The organism is Pedobacter cryoconitis (assembly GCF_014207135.1).
GTDB classification, from domain to species: Bacteria; Bacteroidota; Bacteroidia; order Sphingobacteriales; family Sphingobacteriaceae; genus Pedobacter; species Pedobacter cryoconitis_D.
In genome coordinates this window covers 356,141-372,917 of sequence record NZ_JACHCC010000008.1, presented here as the reverse complement: position 1 = coordinate 372,917, position 16,777 = coordinate 356,141, and the positions used below count along the sequence as shown (strand labels likewise).

16 protein-coding genes are annotated in these 16,777 nt (G+C 38.6%); all 16 read left to right on the top strand.

Annotated elements, in window-relative coordinates; all coding sequences use genetic code 11:
• Nucleotides 1-115: 115 nt before the first annotated feature.
• The 16 genes from HDF25_RS16800 to HDF25_RS16725 all read left to right on the top strand — a co-directional run bounded on the left by HDF25_RS16800 (nucleotide 116) and on the right by HDF25_RS16725 (nucleotide 16,765).
• Entirely contained in the window at nucleotides 116-1,465 is a 1,350-nt protein-coding gene (locus tag HDF25_RS16800) for a hypothetical protein (RefSeq protein WP_184626808.1), read from the top strand.
• A 67-nt stretch (nucleotides 1,466-1,532) separates the two neighbouring features.
• On the top strand, nucleotides 1,533-1,880 hold the full coding sequence (locus tag HDF25_RS16795) for a hypothetical protein (RefSeq protein ID WP_184626806.1): 348 nt from the start codon (nucleotides 1,533-1,535) through the stop codon (nucleotides 1,878-1,880).
• A 474-nt stretch (nucleotides 1,881-2,354) separates the two neighbouring features.
• Nucleotides 2,355-3,326: a polyprenyl synthetase family protein gene (locus HDF25_RS16790; RefSeq protein ID WP_184626804.1), complete on the top strand. Its 972-nt coding sequence runs from the start codon at nucleotides 2,355-2,357 to the stop codon at nucleotides 3,324-3,326.
• Nucleotides 3,327-3,343: 17 nt separating this feature from the next.
• Nucleotides 3,344-5,284, top strand: a complete 1,941-nt coding sequence (gene ispG / locus HDF25_RS16785; protein WP_260409392.1) for a (E)-4-hydroxy-3-methylbut-2-enyl-diphosphate synthase — start codon at nucleotides 3,344-3,346, stop codon at nucleotides 5,282-5,284.
• A gap of 48 nt (nucleotides 5,285-5,332) precedes the next feature.
• Nucleotides 5,333-7,279, top strand: coding sequence for a 1-deoxy-D-xylulose-5-phosphate synthase (dxs, locus tag HDF25_RS16780; protein ID WP_184626802.1), 1,947 nt, complete (start codon nucleotides 5,333-5,335; stop codon nucleotides 7,277-7,279).
• The gene (locus HDF25_RS16775; protein WP_184626800.1) at nucleotides 7,266-8,498 is read left to right on the top strand and encodes a 4-hydroxy-3-methylbut-2-enyl diphosphate reductase; all 1,233 of its coding nucleotides are present in this window, start codon (nucleotides 7,266-7,268) and stop codon (nucleotides 8,496-8,498) included. Before dxs ends, HDF25_RS16775 begins: the two co-directional genes overlap by 14 nt.
• Nucleotides 8,499-8,528: 30 nt before the next feature.
• Entirely contained in the window at nucleotides 8,529-9,707 is a 1,179-nt protein-coding gene (locus HDF25_RS16770) for a 1-deoxy-D-xylulose-5-phosphate reductoisomerase (protein WP_184626798.1), read from the top strand.
• Between the two features lie 17 nt (nucleotides 9,708-9,724).
• On the top strand, nucleotides 9,725-10,711 hold the full coding sequence (locus HDF25_RS16765; RefSeq protein ID WP_184626796.1) for a terpene synthase family protein: 987 nt from the start codon (nucleotides 9,725-9,727) through the stop codon (nucleotides 10,709-10,711).
• Nucleotides 10,712-10,753: 42 nt separating this feature from the next.
• Entirely contained in the window at nucleotides 10,754-11,782 is a 1,029-nt protein-coding gene (locus tag HDF25_RS16760; RefSeq protein WP_184626794.1) for a terpene synthase family protein, read from the top strand.
• A gap of 7 nt (nucleotides 11,783-11,789) precedes the next feature.
• Complete coding sequence (locus tag HDF25_RS16755; protein WP_184626792.1) at nucleotides 11,790-12,815, top strand: terpene synthase family protein; 1,026 nt, start codon at nucleotides 11,790-11,792, stop codon at nucleotides 12,813-12,815.
• A 166-nt stretch (nucleotides 12,816-12,981) separates the two neighbouring features.
• The gene (locus HDF25_RS16750) at nucleotides 12,982-13,773 is read left to right on the top strand and encodes an SDR family oxidoreductase (RefSeq protein WP_184626790.1); all 792 of its coding nucleotides are present in this window, start codon (nucleotides 12,982-12,984) and stop codon (nucleotides 13,771-13,773) included.
• 5 nt (nucleotides 13,774-13,778) lie between these two features.
• Entirely contained in the window at nucleotides 13,779-14,183 is a 405-nt protein-coding gene (locus tag HDF25_RS16745) for a GlcG/HbpS family heme-binding protein (protein WP_221450932.1), read from the top strand.
• A 19-nt stretch (nucleotides 14,184-14,202) separates the two neighbouring features.
• On the top strand, nucleotides 14,203-15,006 hold the full coding sequence (locus tag HDF25_RS16740; protein WP_184626788.1) for a helix-turn-helix domain-containing protein: 804 nt from the start codon (nucleotides 14,203-14,205) through the stop codon (nucleotides 15,004-15,006).
• 88 nt (nucleotides 15,007-15,094) lie between these two features.
• The gene (locus HDF25_RS16735) at nucleotides 15,095-15,499 is read left to right on the top strand and encodes a hypothetical protein (protein WP_184626786.1); all 405 of its coding nucleotides are present in this window, start codon (nucleotides 15,095-15,097) and stop codon (nucleotides 15,497-15,499) included.
• Nucleotides 15,500-15,583: 84 nt separating this feature from the next.
• Nucleotides 15,584-16,318, top strand: a complete 735-nt coding sequence (locus HDF25_RS16730; RefSeq protein ID WP_184626784.1) for a helix-turn-helix transcriptional regulator — start codon at nucleotides 15,584-15,586, stop codon at nucleotides 16,316-16,318.
• Nucleotides 16,319-16,357: 39 nt separating this feature from the next.
• On the top strand, nucleotides 16,358-16,765 hold the full coding sequence (locus HDF25_RS16725; protein ID WP_184626782.1) for a VOC family protein: 408 nt from the start codon (nucleotides 16,358-16,360) through the stop codon (nucleotides 16,763-16,765).
• Nucleotides 16,766-16,777: the final 12 nt, after the last annotated feature.

Below are 16,777 nucleotides of genomic sequence, written 5' to 3'. Positions count from 1 at the left end.
CATTGGGCTACATGTCCCCGGAGGAATTTGGTCAAAACTTAAATAAACAAAATATTGCAGCTTAACCCAATGTCCATTTTATTGTTGCAATTCCAAATCTCTTATAGATAAAAAAATGGTTGAGAAGTTTTACAGTTTTAAATTTCAGAATGTCAAGGCTATGCGTTATCTGAGCCTGATGCTTCTGCCTTTCCCTTTTATTCCTTTAATGGGTGCTAATGTAGGTGTAGTGATATTCCTGCTCGTTATAATGGGACCAATGGTACTAGGTATTGTTTTAGCCATTCTAAAAGGGAAAGCTGAAGATATAATCTGTATTAAGGATACTTATTTTGAATCAAGCTATTTTGGAGATATAAACTACGATGATATTCTTAGAATATCATCCCCAATGATGTACCCGAAACCCTGTATACAATTAAAATTAAATAATGGCCAAAAAGTAACCTGGATACTCAATTACCAGAGCAATGTATTTAATAACAAAGAAGATGTGACTACTTTTTTAGCTTTCATAGAAGCCCTGGAACAACAGATTAAAAATAAAGAAGCCAAAAACTCATCAGCAAAACCAGCGGGCCTTGAATTGGAAGAAAAGACATCCAATATTGATTCCGTATCTGAAGACCAAAATTTGACTTCTTTGACTGAACAATTAGAGGGGGTTAAAAAGAAAAACAATATGTCCAAATGGGCAATACCGATAGGTTTGGCATTTGCAGTCTTAGCTTTAGTCCGTACCTGCGGTACAGACTGGTTTAGATCAGGAGACTTTAATGGGCCTGAAATGGCAAAAAATTCAGAAAAAATATTTCAACATAGATCAGCTGAAGCAAAACTTGTTTTAGGAAAGCTAGCTCGTCAATCGGGGCCTTATTTTCTGTACAGCAATGACACTAGTGCCAGCCTGACCCTTTTGCCAGATCTGGACATGGATAATCGTACAGGTATTAGTGCCTTTGATTATGTAACTGCGAATAAGAGTCTGGAAGCGTTTATTGAACATCCAGATTCAGCTAAATTGGATCTATATGTTATTGGTAAGGGAAAGAGTATGGGAAAGTTGTCAAAAAGTGCGCTCAATAGTTACGATAGTACTAAGACATACTTATATTTTAGGGCATACGACCCTACATTACTGATCCCATCTTCTTCTCCACAAGATAAGACCAATTTGAAGGATACAGGGGCTAATGTGGCATTTGATGTAAGTACTGGCATTCCTTTGTATGATACCCATTCTCTGGGGAAAGCCATATCCAAAGCATTCCCGGGAATGAATATGATGCTGGCCAATGCCAAATTGAGGCCATCTAGCTACAAGTTGTATCTGGCAGCCAGAACTGATGCCGGAATGGACGAAGCCATTTTTAGAAAAGCAGTAAGGGAGCTGAATAAACAAATGAATGCCGTTAAAGTTGATACAAGCACTTTTAAATTAAAAATTTTTAACAAAAACTTTTAATACTATCTTATAGGTGGTGGACTACATTATTTTAGTATTTTGTTCATATCTAAAAACGCACTCAAAAATGAACCAAACTTTAAGAATTATTTCCATTAGCGCATTTGTGGTTATCGGCACATTTAAAGTAATCCGGTACTTCAACCGGCCCGATAGCAATGCAGAAAAAATTAGTAGATATTTCCAAACCGAATGGCACAATGATGGCGAATCAATGGGAAAATGGGTGAAATTGGCCCTGGAGGAGAATCACATCCAATATTCAAGCTTTTTCATTAAGAAAAGCGGCAGTGACAGTAATGAAGCTGTTGTGGCTTGCAGCAACGATGATAAAACATTTCAGTTTTATAAATACAATAATACTTCTAAGAATCTGGATCGTATTGAAGATGATGGGATTGCCAAGCCCCACTAACCAATAAAAATAACAGACATACTTATTTTTAGTAACTGCTCCAGCATAAATGTATTGAGATGCCTTTCAGAGCACCTCAGACCTTTAAATGACTAACAATATCAATTGAAACTGATCCTCTGTATTTTTTATGAAACTGCATTAATACACCATGAAATACCCGGCTGTCGATGTTGTGGTCGGGTTCTAATCTCTTGTGAATAAATTGAATGCGACTGTTTATTGTAAATTAATTAACAATAAAGATTGTATTTAACTTGTGGTAACATTTTGTTTTTTTATTGATTAAGCTTGATTTGCTTGAATAGCGTGATAAGGAATGAAATGAATGAATGTCGCTGTTACACAGCTTGTTATATTTGATATAATTTTTAGTTATTAATTCATTGCCATTACAATTAAGAAATATTCTAATTAGTGTGGCAATTGTAGTTAAAATAAAAAGATGATCACTGTATACCTAATGTCAAGCATATGTTCTCATTCACAGAAATCTATGAACGCTATCAGGATCAAGCTGATCTGATAGAATTCCCGCTACATCCGCAAAAATTGTACGGATCAATTAACTATTTTATGAACAATCCAGGTAAGAAAATAAGACCTGTTTTGTGTCTGATGGGAAATGAGCTTTTTAGCGAAATCCAGGGTGATTCTTATAAAGTGGCTAATGCGGTTGAGTTATTTCACAACTTCTCATTGATCCATGATGATATCATGGATCATTCAATGCTACGTAGGGGAAGACCGACTTTACATATTAAATACGGCGAGAATACAGCAATATTAGCTGGAGATAGCTTATTAATTCATGCTTATATACAACTTAATAAAATAGCGATTGACCATCGCGGGCAGGCAATGAACTTATTTTCTGATATGGCTTGTAAAATATGTGAAGGGCAACAGATGGATATTGATTTTGAAGACCGGGATATAGATACTCTAAGCTATGCAGAATATATCAAGATGATCACTTTTAAAACATCCGTGTTATTAGGTACTTCTGCCAGGATTGGAGCCCTTATTGGTGGGGCAGATGCACAGCAGCAAAATGATATCTATGAATTTGGAGAAAATATAGGAATCGCCTTTCAGATACAGGACGATTTTCTGGATGCTTTTGGGCATGTTTCCAAAACCGGAAAACAGATCGGGCTCGATATTCTTGAAAATAAGAAGACAGCACTTCTGTTAAAAGCTTTTGAATTGGCAGATCCGCTTCAGAAAACTTATCTAAAAGAAGCAATGGCCAGAGAAGGTGAAGATAGAATTGAGGCAGTTATTGGTCTTTACAAGGCTCTAAATGTCGATCAATGGGCAAGTGATGCTATATTTCACTATACTGAAATTGCTTTTAAAAGTCTCGATAGAATAGATATTCCAGTCTATAAAAAGGAAAAGCTAAGTGAATTAGCTAATTCTTTACTCGTTCGTGAATCATAAAATCAGCTGTAAATCATATGGAGTCTAATATTGAGGATTTAGCTATTGGTATGTCAGACAGATTGGCAACAGTAGTGGTTAAAGCTGGTAGTTTAATGATTGGAAGTGCTTTCCCTATCAGATTACAAACCATGACTACCACCGACACGATGGATACTGTTGCAACTGTTAACCAGGTTATTCAATGTGCCGATGCAGGAGCCGATTTAGTCCGGATCACAGCTCCTGGTCTTCATGATGCAGAGAATCTGTTAAACATTCAACGGAATTTACATAAAAGCGGATGTTTTGTGCCCTTAGTGGCAGATATTCATTTTACCCCAAATGCGGCAGAAGCCGCTGCCAGAATTGTAGAAAAGGTAAGAATCAATCCAGGAAATTACGCTGATAAAAAGAAATTTGAAACAATTGACTATAACGATGATACTTATCAGTATGAATTGGAGCGGATCCGCAATAGGTTTGTACCTCTGGTAAAAATCTGTAAAGAATATGGTACGGCTCTTCGGATTGGTACCAACCATGGCTCTTTGAGTGACAGAATCATGAGCAGATATGGAGATTCACCCATTGGCATGGTTGAGAGTGCAATGGAATTTTTACGAATAGCCGAGGATCTCAATTTTTATAATATTGTATTAAGCATGAAGTCCAGTAATCCACTGGTGATGATCGATGCTTATTATTTGCTTGTCCAAAACATGCAGAAAGAATTAAAGAACTGTTATCCGCTGCACCTCGGGGTTACTGAAGCTGGAGATAGTGAACAAGGACGTATTAAATCAGCAATTGGAATAGGTACTTTACTCGAAAATGGTATAGGAGATACGATAAGGGTCTCGCTTACAGAGCCTCCTGAATTAGAGCTCCCTGTTTGTCGCAGTATTGTGAACAGATATACTTCAGGAAAGAGATTAATAACTGACACTACTTATTTATATCCTGGTTTTAGGAGTGACAGGGTCAAGACAGCTAAGATTTTTAATATCGGGGGCGATGCTCCACCAGCAGTGGTTGCCGATTTTTCAGGGATAAATAACATTGGTCGGGATACCCTTGCGGCTGTTGGATATTTATATGACGAGCCTACTGATAAATGGACTATCGGCAATGCTGCTGCGGATTATATTTTTGTAAATGACCAGCTAACTTTCTCTCCTCCCGGGATGATGGGGATTATCATTCCTGCCGGTAAATGGGAAAAATTTCCTGATCAGGCGCAGTACTTCCCACTTTTTACTTTAGCTGAATATAAATCCAGTATGAAGATTTCGGATAGAATGAACCTGATTCTGATCAACCATCAGGAGGTTAATTCATTTATAACCGAGGTCGGTGTATTGCAGAAAAAAAATATTGTATTAGTTATCCATGCGGATGAAAGTATCAACGCCAGAACTTGTCTGACGAAGATAAATTATCTGGAAGTAAGTAAACAAAGGATTCCGTGTATTTTTCAGTGTTATCCGGATGATCGTAGTACTGATGATTTAATAGTGGGTTATGCTGCTTATGCAGGTAGTATAATTTTAAATGGATGGAAAGATGGGATCTGGATGATCCCTCCAACAGAAGCTGATCAGTTTGATAATTTACCTGCAATACTAAACAATATAACTTTTGGTATTTTACAGGTTACCCGAAGCAGAATTTCTGGGACAGAATATATCTCCTGTCCGTCTTGTGGCCGTACATTATTTGATCTGCAAACCACAACAGAAAAGGTCAGGATGGCAACCAGCCATCTCAAAGGACTAAAAATTGCCATCATGGGGTGTATCGTAAATGGGCCGGGTGAAATGGCGGATGCTGATTTTGGGTATGTCGGCAGTGGGCCTGGTAAAATATCATTGTATAAGGGAAAAGAGGTCATCAGAAGAAATGTAAATAGTGAGGTTGCTGTTGATACGCTTGTTGGCCTTATTAAAGAGTTCGGTATGTGGGCAGATCCTCCCTGAGCTGTATCCTGCTATACCGTCTACATTCTCTCACTAACCGCTTTTACTATGAAAAATATTGAATTCCCACTGTTAGACCAGATAAATTTCCCTGCCGATTTGCGGAAAATAAATTTAACCCAGCTTCCACAGTTATGTGAAGAACTGAGAGCATTTATTGTAGATACAGTAAGTCTGAATGGGGGCCATTTTGGAGCCAGCCTGGGAGTAGTTGAATTAACAGCAGCGTTACATTATGTAATGAATACTCCATATGATCAGCTCGTATGGGATGTTGGCCATCAGGCTTATGGACATAAAATACTAACAGGCAGGAAATCCAGTTTTCATACGAACAGAAAATATAAAGGGCTGAGTGGCTTTCCACGCCGGACCGAAAGTGAATATGACACTTTTGGAACCGGACACTCTTCTACGTCTATTTCGGCCGCATTAGGGATGGCACTAGCTGCTAAACATAAAGGTCAGCATGATAAACAACATATTGCGGTAATAGGAGATGGCGCTATGACTGCCGGACTGGCCTTTGAGGCGTTGAATCATGCAGGCATTTCAAATACTAATTTGATAGTGATCCTAAATGATAATTGTATGTCTATTGACCCTAATGTAGGCGCATTAAAGGAATATCTGACACATCTGACACTTTCTAAAACGTATAATAAAATAAGGCAAAAGGTTGGACATACCTTGGATAAAATACCCGTAGTTGGTGAAATTTCTAAAGATATTTTAAATCATGCAAAAGCAGGTCTGAAAAGTGCATTGGCTGAGCATGCTAATTTCTTTGAGGCATTAAATATGAGGTATTTCGGGCCGGTTGACGGTCACGATGTGTTGAAACTGGCGGATATGCTGAAAGATCTAAAACATATTCCCGGACCGAAACTGCTACACGTTGTGACGACAAAAGGAAAAGGGTTCCTGCCTGCTGAAGAAGAAAAAACACTATGGCATTTCCCGGGGCTTTTTGATAAAGTAACAGGTAAAATCCATAAAAAACCATCTGCAGAGCCTCAGCCACCTAAATATCAGGATGTTTTTGGCCATAGCATTATTGAACTGGCTGAATTAAATGATAAAATAGTAGGAATAACACCGGCAATGTTATCTGGTTCCTCATTAAAATTGATGATGGAGAAGATGCCTGAGCGCACTTTTGATGTGGGTATTTGTGAACAGCATGCCGTTACTTTATCAGCCGGATTGGCGACACAAGGTTTAAAAGTCTTTTGCAATATCTATTCTTCTTTTATGCAGAGAGGATATGATCAGTTAATTCATGATGTAGTTCTGCAAAAATTACCGGTTATCTTTTGCTTAGACAGGGGAGGTTTAGTTGGAGAAGATGGGGCGACACATCATGGTATTTATGATATCGCTTATTCACGTTGTCTGCCTGATGTGATTATTAGCTCTCCGATGAACGAATCTGAATTAAGAAATTTAATGTATACCGCTCAGCTTGACCGGATAGAACAGCCTTTTATTATCCGGTATCCCAGAGGACAGGGGGTGATGCCGAATTGGAGAACACCAGTTAAAGAGATTGAAATTGGAACTGGCAGGACTATCAGGGAAGGGACTGATATTGCCATCCTTACATTCGGACATCCGGGAAATTTTGCCAGTGATGCTTGCAGTCAGTTGGAAAAAGAAGGGATTAATCCAGGACTCTTTGATATGAGGTTCGTGAAGCCATTAGATAAAAAATTACTCCATCATATTTTTAATAAATATGCTCATGTCATTACAGTAGAAGATGGTTGCAGGATCGGAGGTCTGGGGAGCGCTATCGCAGAGTTTATGGCCGAACATAAATATCAGGCATCTATACAAATCCTTGGCGTACCCGACTGCATTGTTGAACATGGCAAAGTTGATGAGTTATATATGGAATGCGCCTATGATAAACAGGGAATAATAGCCGCTGTAAGAGAGGCCCTTGGAGAAAAGGTTTTAACCACAAAACTCTGGAATCATGAAAGTTTTTAAGATACCGGGAATTTACAAAAGTGGGTTTATCACTTCTATCAAAAAGGAAAGGCAGGAGAAAGATCGTTTGAAAAGAGATTTCATGCCATCGGTACTTGATTTTGGCAAGGTCAGGATTAACCTGGCGCGTCATTTTGGTTTCTGCTATGGCGTAGAGAATGCAATCGAAATTGCTTATACAGCTATTGAAGAGAACCCTGGTAAAAGGATCTTTTTGTTAAGTGAAATCATTCATAATTCGCACGTTAATGCTGCTTTACATGAAAATGGAGTTAGGTTTATTATGGATACTTCTGGTAATCAGCTTATTCCGTGGGATGAGATTATAGAGGAAGATGTGATTATTATTCCTGCTTTTGGAACCACCATTGAAATGGAGGCTATTTTAAAAAATAAGGGCATCAAACAGATTTATTATAAAAGTAAATGCCCTTTTGTAGAAAAAGTGTGGACCAGAGTCTCTCAGATTGCCAGTAATGATTACACTGTAATTGTCCATGGTAAACCTGATCATGAAGAAACCAGGGCAACCTTTTCACATAGCAAAAATGTAGCTCCTTCTGTAGTTATCAAGGATATGGAAGAAGCTATATTGCTCGCTGATTTTATCATGAACAGAAGGCAGGCCGCTGATTTTACAGAGGTATTTAAAGGCAGGCATTCTGAGGGCTTTGATGTGGGGCAGGATTTAACCAGGATTGGCGTGGTTAATCAAACTACGCTACTAGCCAGTGATACGCAGGAGATTGCAGATTTTCTACTGCAAACAATACGGGAAAAATACAGTCTTAATGAAGGTAATGTATCTGACCATTTTGCAAATATGAAAGATACACTCTGCTATGCAACCAATGATAATCAAAGTGCTGTCATTACCATGTTATCTACCGAAGCGGACCTGGCTATTGTAGTAGGTGGTTACAATAGTTCTAATACCTCACATCTGGTTGAATTATGTGACGTAAAATTACCCACTTACTTCATCTCATCAGCTCAAAGTATGATCTCTGGTACGGAGATTCAGCACTGGGATATTCATGCCCGGCAGTTAAAGACTACTTTTTCTTATCTGCCGGCTAAAGACCCAGTGGTGATTCATTTGACCAGCGGTGCTTCCTGCCCGGATATTTTGATTGAAAATATAATTCTGAAACTGCTTTCATTCTATAATTTACCGCTTGATGCTTTACAGGCAGCGCGTGCTATTCATGATAATTAACAGGAGTTATTCACCCTAATTAAATACGTTATGCCAGATTTAATAAGAGTTGCGATTTTTGGATCAACAGGGTCTATTGGAGTCCAGACACTGGATGTGATCAGGCAGCACCCTGATAAGTTTAAGGTTACTATCCTTACTGCTTATGACAATGCTGGCTTACTGATCCGGCAGGCAGAAGAGTTTAAGCCAGATTTTGTTGTGATTGGTAAGGAAGAAAAATACAATCAGGTAAAAGAGGCATTATTTGTTACTGAAACAGCTGTCATCGCTGGTTTACTGGCCTTTGAAGAGGCCGCTGAAATGGATATATACGACATCATGATTGCAGCTATTGTTGGATATGCCGGTTTAAAACCGACTTTAAAAGCTGTTGAACTGGGTAAAAAAATTGGATTAGCTAATAAAGAGACCTTAGTCGTTGCCGGAGAATTGATCACCAGAACAGCACGTATCAGTGGTGCTGTTATACTACCTGTAGATTCCGAACATTCGGCCATTTTTCAATGTCTGGAAGGTGAACAGTTAAATAAAGTTGAAAAGTTAATTCTTACAGCTTCTGGTGGACCATTCAGGGGTAAGAAAACAGGTGATCTGGAAAAGATCAGCGTAAGTGACGCATTGCGACATCCAAACTGGTCGATGGGGGCAAAAGTGACTATTGATTCAGCTTCATTAATGAACAAAGGGCTGGAAATGATAGAAGCAAAATGGCTTTTTGATGTACTGCCTGATCAGATTGAAGCGGTGATACATCCACAAAGCATTATCCACAGTATGGTACAGTTTGAAGATGGCTGTATCAAAGCACAAATGGGAATACCGGATATGAGGTTACCTATTCAATATGCTTTGTCTTATCCGCAAAGGATAACCGGATATTCTCCCCGTTTCGATTTTGAAAACTCCTGTGATTTAAGTTTTGAAAAGATTGACGGTGAAACATTCAGGAATTTTTCACTCGCTAAAGTGGCTTTGTATAGAGGCGGAAATATCCCCTGCATTTTAAATGCAGCCAATGAAATAGCAGTAAATGCCTTCTTGAACCAGGAAGTTGGATTTCTTCAAATGAGTGACATCATTGAAAGTACTATTTCAAGACTGCCATTCATAGAAGTCTTATCTCTGGATGATTATATCGCATGTGACGTTGAGGCCAGACAGGTAGCCTCATCATTGATTAAAAAGAGTCCTGCTTTGAGTTTGTAAACTAAAAGAATTATATAATGAACACTAACATTCTATCGCAATTTCATTATCCATTCCCGATGTTGAAGAATCCTTCGGCTGATGTCTTACAGGAGATTACGGACAATCAATGGATAGACGGGGAGTATCTTTGGCTGTATGTGGATGACCCCGGCACCAGGCAGAAATACAAAAAGACAAAAACTGCTCATATTGCTTCTCAGTGGTTTCCTACGGCTAGCCCTGAACAACTGAAACCCATTTGCCGGTTCATGTTATGGACGCTCTATAATGATGATAAATATGAAGAAGGAACGCCAGAGGAAGTTCGTGTCGTACATGAACGTTCGATAGCAGTACTCAGAGGAGATTTGACTGCCGAAGAATCCAGGATTCCATTAGGTGGTTTACTGGCTTCTTTAAGAGCAGAACTTCTGCAATTTATCTCTGTCGAATCTCTACAACGCTTTATTGGTGCTTTGGTAAAGTATTTTAACGGTTTAGAGCAAGAGTTAATCTATAAAAGTAAAAAATCATTCCCCAGTATTGAAGAGTGTATTGCTATCCGTGAGGATTCATTATGTCTCTTTCCATTTTTAGAACTGGCAGATGTGGAAACTAAATTGTCTTTACCGGATGAAATACATAATCATCCTGTGATGCAGCGCCTCAGAGCACTGGCGAGCAGGATGATGGTCTATTATAATGAAGTACAGTCTGTTATTAAGGATGAAGCGACTGACAGTATCTATTACAACGTAGTAAAAGTGATCCAGCATAATCAGAATATTTCATTGGAAGATGCCTGCCTGGAAGATCTGCGCATCCATAATGAAGCATTGGAAGAATTTATTCAGCTTCAAAAATCCTTGCCAGATTTTGGCAGCTGGCAGGATACCGTTGTTAACCGGGTTCATTATATCAGTATGACCTTAAGCGGCTGGAAGAATGTATCAGCTAAAATGGAGCGGTATAATTCCCTGAATGGATTTCCATCGGCTGAATGCGTAAGACAAATTAGTTAACTATTGGAATATCAAACTCACAAACTCTAACATGTTTTAATTATGAAACAAACGATCGATGTCCCAATTCCTAAGTATCCCTGGACATATATTCCAAGCCCATTGATGTTTACATTCGATGAAGAAGAAAAGCAATGGATAAAAGAAGATTACGCCTTTATGGGACCTGAGAGCGTGAAAAGATATATCAATCAGAATATAGTAAAAGTTTCGCCTTACATGGGACCTACAACAACCAATGCAGATCTGCTCAGGCCGGTATGCAGGTTTTTATTGTACGAAACCTACTTTGATGATTATGTGGAAATTATGCCGCTCGAAGAAGTTAGGGTGCTAAGGGACCGTGCTTTTGAGGTAATGACAGGTGATAGTGTCGGTCCAAACGAAATAGGAATGTTCAGACAAATGGAACAGGCCAGGAAGGAATGGGTTACTAATGGTATGCCTCAATTTTGGATTGAAAGAATGGCAAATAGCTTTTGGGAATTTGTCACTTATGGAATTATGGAAGAAACCCATTTTAAACTTACGCAAACCTATCCTACACTATCCCGCTACCTATTAATAAGGAGTCGTTCAATAGGTCAACTAGCCTATGTTGATATGATTGATCCGGCAATCGGATATGCACTCCCAGAACATATTCACAAACATCCGGCAATTCAACGGGTATTGTTCCTCCAGTCCATTCTTATAGGTATACAAAACGATTTTGCATCTATCAGGAAAGAAATGGCAACTGAAAATGAAAATTTTAACATTATACTTTTACTTCACCATACACATCATCTTTCTTTTGAAGAAGCACTTGCTAGGGCAATGAAGATTCACGATGACTTCGTTGTTGAACTGGAGGAGATTTCCCAATGCCTGCCCAACTTCGGCGATTATCAAAAAGAAGCAGAAAATTATGTATACCATACCAAACTAATGGTTACCTGCCTTAATGAATGGTATTACAAATCAGGGACAAAGCGTTATACGCCTGAAGGTTTTGCTACCCCAAAATATGGCATACAAGGTGAAAAAAAACTGGATTTTGAAATAAAACACATTCGTCAAGAAAACTAAGAAACATATGAAACAAGAATTAATAGTTCCAAAATGTTATTATCCATGGCCTACCGTTCAGAGCCCGATAGCCACCAGTTTTGATATAGAAGAAATTGGCTGGTATGATAATGACTATACTTTTATTTCTCAGGAAGGAATAAAAAGGTGTAAAAAGCAGAAACTTTCACAAGTAGCAACTTTTATGAACCCAACTTGTGATAACATAGATCTTATGCGTCCCTGCGCACGGCTGATGCTCTATATTACGCTTTTTGATGATTACTTTGGGGTTACGCCTGCAAAGGAATTAAAGACTATAGCAGACAGGGTTTACGAGGTGATGCTTGGTGATGATCCGCGTCCGGATGAAATTGGCATACTCCGGCAGATGGCAGAGGCAAGAAAAGAATGGATCGTAAACGGAATGCCTCAATTCTATATAGAACGTGTTTCTCTCAATTTTTATGAGTTTATGATATATGGAATGATGGAAGAAATACCATTTAAACAGGGTAAAGTGAGAACTTATCCATTACTTGCTCATTATTTTACTTTCAGACAGTATTCTATAGGAATGTGGCCGTTTGGGGATTTGATAGATGCGGCTACTAACTTCGCATTACCCGTACATATATATAACCACCCGGTTATTCAGCGCTGCAGAGAGCTATTGGGATTGTTAATTGTCATCCAAAATGATTTTGCTTCACTGAAAAAAGAATTGGAAATAGAAGCTGAATGCTTGAATATTGTGTTCATTCTAAGGAACCAGTATAAGCTTTCTTACCAGGAAGCCTGTGCTGAAGGTATGAGAATTCATGATGAATATGCGAAAGAACTGGACGATCTTCATGCCTCACTACCAGATTTTAGTCCTTATCAAAAGGAAGCTTATGATCATGTATATCACATTAAATTACAGATTAGCGGATGTGCAAACTGGTATTACAATTCAGGGACTAACCGTTATGAAACCCAAGGGTTTATTGTGCCGAAATATGGGAGGGAAGGAGACGGAATTGTTATTGAACATAGCATTTTTACAGAGTAATACATCTGTTTGGTCAGTCTTTCTAAAAAGCAAAAGCCCTGCGAATTAATATTTGCAGGGCTTTATGTATTCTGAACCTTACGACAATACAAAATTGAACTTCACAGCAATGATATATATAGTTATTTAGATCAACTTTGGTGTATAAAATTTTAAACGATAAAAAATGAGCAAGACAATTTTAATTACAGGAGCTGCAAGTGGTTTTGGGAAAATCGTTGCATTTGAATTGGCAAAAAAAGGACATAAGGTAATTGCTACCGCACAAATCTATCCGCAAATGAGCGACTTAATACGAGAAGCAAAGGAGCAGGGAATAGAACTTATTGTTGACAAACTGGATGTTACGAACTCTCGTGATATTGCTTATATCCATCAAAAATACGACATCGATATTTTAATCAGTAATGCAGGTATTATGGAAGGCGGCCCAATTGCTGAGCAGCCGTTAGATTTGATCCGTTCAATGTTTGAAGTGAATGTGTTCGGTGCGCTTGAACTTGCACAAGGTTTCATCAAAAAATTTATAGCTCAGAAAAAAGCGGGTAAAATTGTATTTACTACTTCTATGGGTGAATTGTGGACGGTTCCCTATGTTGCTGCTTATTGTGCGTCGAAACATGCAATGGGGTCAATTGCAGAAGGTCTGAAAACGGAACTGGCTCCATTTAACATCAAGATTGCAACTTGTAATCCTGGGGTATTTGGCACCGGATTTAACGATCGTGGCGTTGATACAATCTCTCGTTGGTACAATCCTGAAACCAATTTTACGCCTTCCTCTGTTTTTGATGGTACGGCCGAAGCATTGGCAAACCAGTTAGATCCACAATCAATGGCAGATACTATCGTAAATGTGGTATTAGATGATAATTCCAACTTTAGGAATGTACATCCAAAAGAAACGGAAGATTTTGTAAAGCAATTACAGGCAGCAGCCTGGACGGCAAAAAGCTAAAATAGATGATGAACATAACTTATAAGGAAGCAGCCAAAGCATTGGACGCAGCAATAGAAAAGGCAAAAGAATTAAACATTCCTGTAAGTATTGCAGTTGTAGATACAGGCGGGCATTTAGTCACTTTTGCAAGATTAGACAGTGTTTATGGTGTCATTGACTTTGCTGTGAAAAAAGCAAAAACAGCTGTAATGTTCGGCATAGATAGTGAAGTGATGGGGACTATAGTTTCCGGTGCTGATTTACACGGATATGGAATGCTGAATTCAAACGACGGATTACTAACGATTGCAGGCGGTGTTGTTGTTAAAAATAAAGAGGGTGATATCATTGGAGCCATCGCTTCATCGGGTGGAGCACCAGGGCAGGATAAAGAAATAGCAAGTGCAGGAGCCGTTATACTCTCTTAAAATTTAAGATATTTATAGTATGGAAGGACATCGTGAAATAATTTTTGACAGGTTGGTGTATTCCTGTGCTTTTGAAATGCACAGGGGATATGAAGAGTTTATTCCCGAACATATTTTAGGATTTCAACTATCAGGTGAAACGCACGCATTTCATGCAGCTGGCAATACCATCATTCCTGAAAATGCGATTGTATTGGTTAGAAAAAATCAATTGGTCCGGACGATTAAGTATCCTTCCAAATTGGGGAAATACCAATTTCTTTCCATTACGCTCGATAAGGAGGCCTTGCGGCAATATGCACTTGAAAATAAAATTATAGTGGAAAAACGCTACGAAGGCAAACAAAAATTATTTTTTGAGCCTAATGATTTTCTGCAGAATTATTTCATTTCATTGGCTCCGTATATCAATAAGAAAAAAGAGGCGACACCCCGATTGGCAGATTTAAAAATCAGGGAAGCGATTGAATTGATTTTACAAAGCAACCCTGATTTTAAAAATATACTCTTCGATTTTTCTGAACCTTATAAAATGGATCTGGAAGAATTTATGAACCAAAACTATATGTTCAATGTTTCGGTCGAATCATTTGCCAGGCTCACGGGACGTAGCCTCTCAGGATTTAAACGGGATTTTACCAAAGTATTTGGCACTACGCCCAAGCAATGGTTGCGGGAAAAGCGTCTTGATGAAGCTCATTATTTAATTAAACATAAGCAGCAGAAACCTGCCGATTTTTATTTGGATTTGGGATTTGAAAATTTGTCGCATTTTTATTTTTCATTTAAGCAAAAATTTGGCTTAACCACATCGGAAGTGTAATCTTCAACAGAAAACAATTGAACAGACGCCCAATTAGCTTCAGAATTTTCACATGATTGGATTTTAGTTTTAAGTAAAATTTAAGACTATGAAAAAGATAATTGGAATTTTAATGTTGACTGTAGGTATTGTTAGTGGCTCACAAGCTCAGAAATTAACTGCTGGAAAAGTACCTGTTGCGGTGAAAACTGCCTTCACCAAACTGCATCCTGCAACCAAAGCCAGCTGGGAAATGGAGAAAAATAACTACGAAGCAGGTTTTAAGCTGAATGGAAAAAAGACTTCGGAGGTTTATACGGCTAATGGTGTTCTTATAGAAACTGAAGTGGCAATCAAATCTACCGAATTACCTGTAGCTGTACTTTCAAAACTAAGAGGAGTAAAGATAGCTGAATCGGCAAAAATCACTAAATCCGATGATACCATTCGTTATGAAGCAGAAGTAAATGGTAAGGATCTTTTATTTGATGCAGCAGGAAATCCAGTAAAATAGTACAACGATCAGTTTGATTATCCTAACTGACTGAATCCTGTAAAACCTATTGCTTTCGTATATTTGATGATGGATAATTAAGCAATGAGCAACAATACCGACATAAAAAGGCTTACCCGCCTAAGTGCAATCTTATTACAGTTGCAGACCAAAAAGATCGTGAATTCGACAGGTCTGGCAGAGAAATTTGCTGTGAGCGTGCGGACTATCTACCGTGATATAAAGGTCTTAGAACAGATTGGCGTTCCCATAGCCAGTCTTGAAGGAAAAGGCTACTCACTGGCAGAAGGATATAAAATTCCGCCGGTTATGTTTACCGAACAGGAGGCTAATGCATTGATCACAGCCGGACAATTGATCAACCTGAACAAAGATAGTTCATTGATCACTTGCTATAAAGATGCCGTGGATAAAGTGAAAGCTGTGCTGAGCTACACAGCAAAGGATAAAGTTGAACTACTTTCTAAGCGTGTCGCGGTTAGTCCAGCCAGCCTTAAGCAGTCTACCAGCAACTCATTATCCTCAATTCAAAATGCACTGACCAGCTTTACTGTGCTGCGGATTACTTATCAGGCAGAAGGTAAAAATGAAAGTATAGAAAGATTCATTGAGCCCTTTGCCTTCTATTACAGTCTGCAACAACATTGGACGCTGATTGCCTTTTGCAGATTGAGAAATGATTTCAGGATGTTTCGGTTAGATAGGATCATAACCGTTTATCCAACTGATCTTAAGTTCCCGCCACATCAGCTCAGCCTTCAGGAATATCTGCAAGAAAAAGAAAAAAACTTTATAAGCCCTGACAAACAGTTGTCATAACCACCCGATACCTTCGTAGCACAATCAAATTAATAGGCTATGAATTTAATGTCCATCCGGATTATTACCTCCAAGGTAGAGGAACTCATCAATTTTTATGAACAGGTAACAGGGTTAACCGCGATCAGATACACTCCCGATTTTGCAGAGATAAAGACCAAAACAGCAACCCTGGCTATTGGAAGTACGCAAACCTTGCAGTTTTTTGGCGGTAATAGTGTAGCGCAGCCTGCACACAACCGTAGTGTCATTATTGAATTTATGGTTGATGATGTGCAGCAGCGTTTCGAAAAGTTATCAGCTTTCTTGAAGGACTGTATTGTGCAGGAACCAACAACAATGCCCTGGGGAAATAAATCTTTATTATTAAGAGATCCAGATGGTAATCTGGTGAACCTCTTTACACCCGTTACTCCAGAGGCAATCTTAAAGTTTAAGAATAGCTAAGCATACAATAAC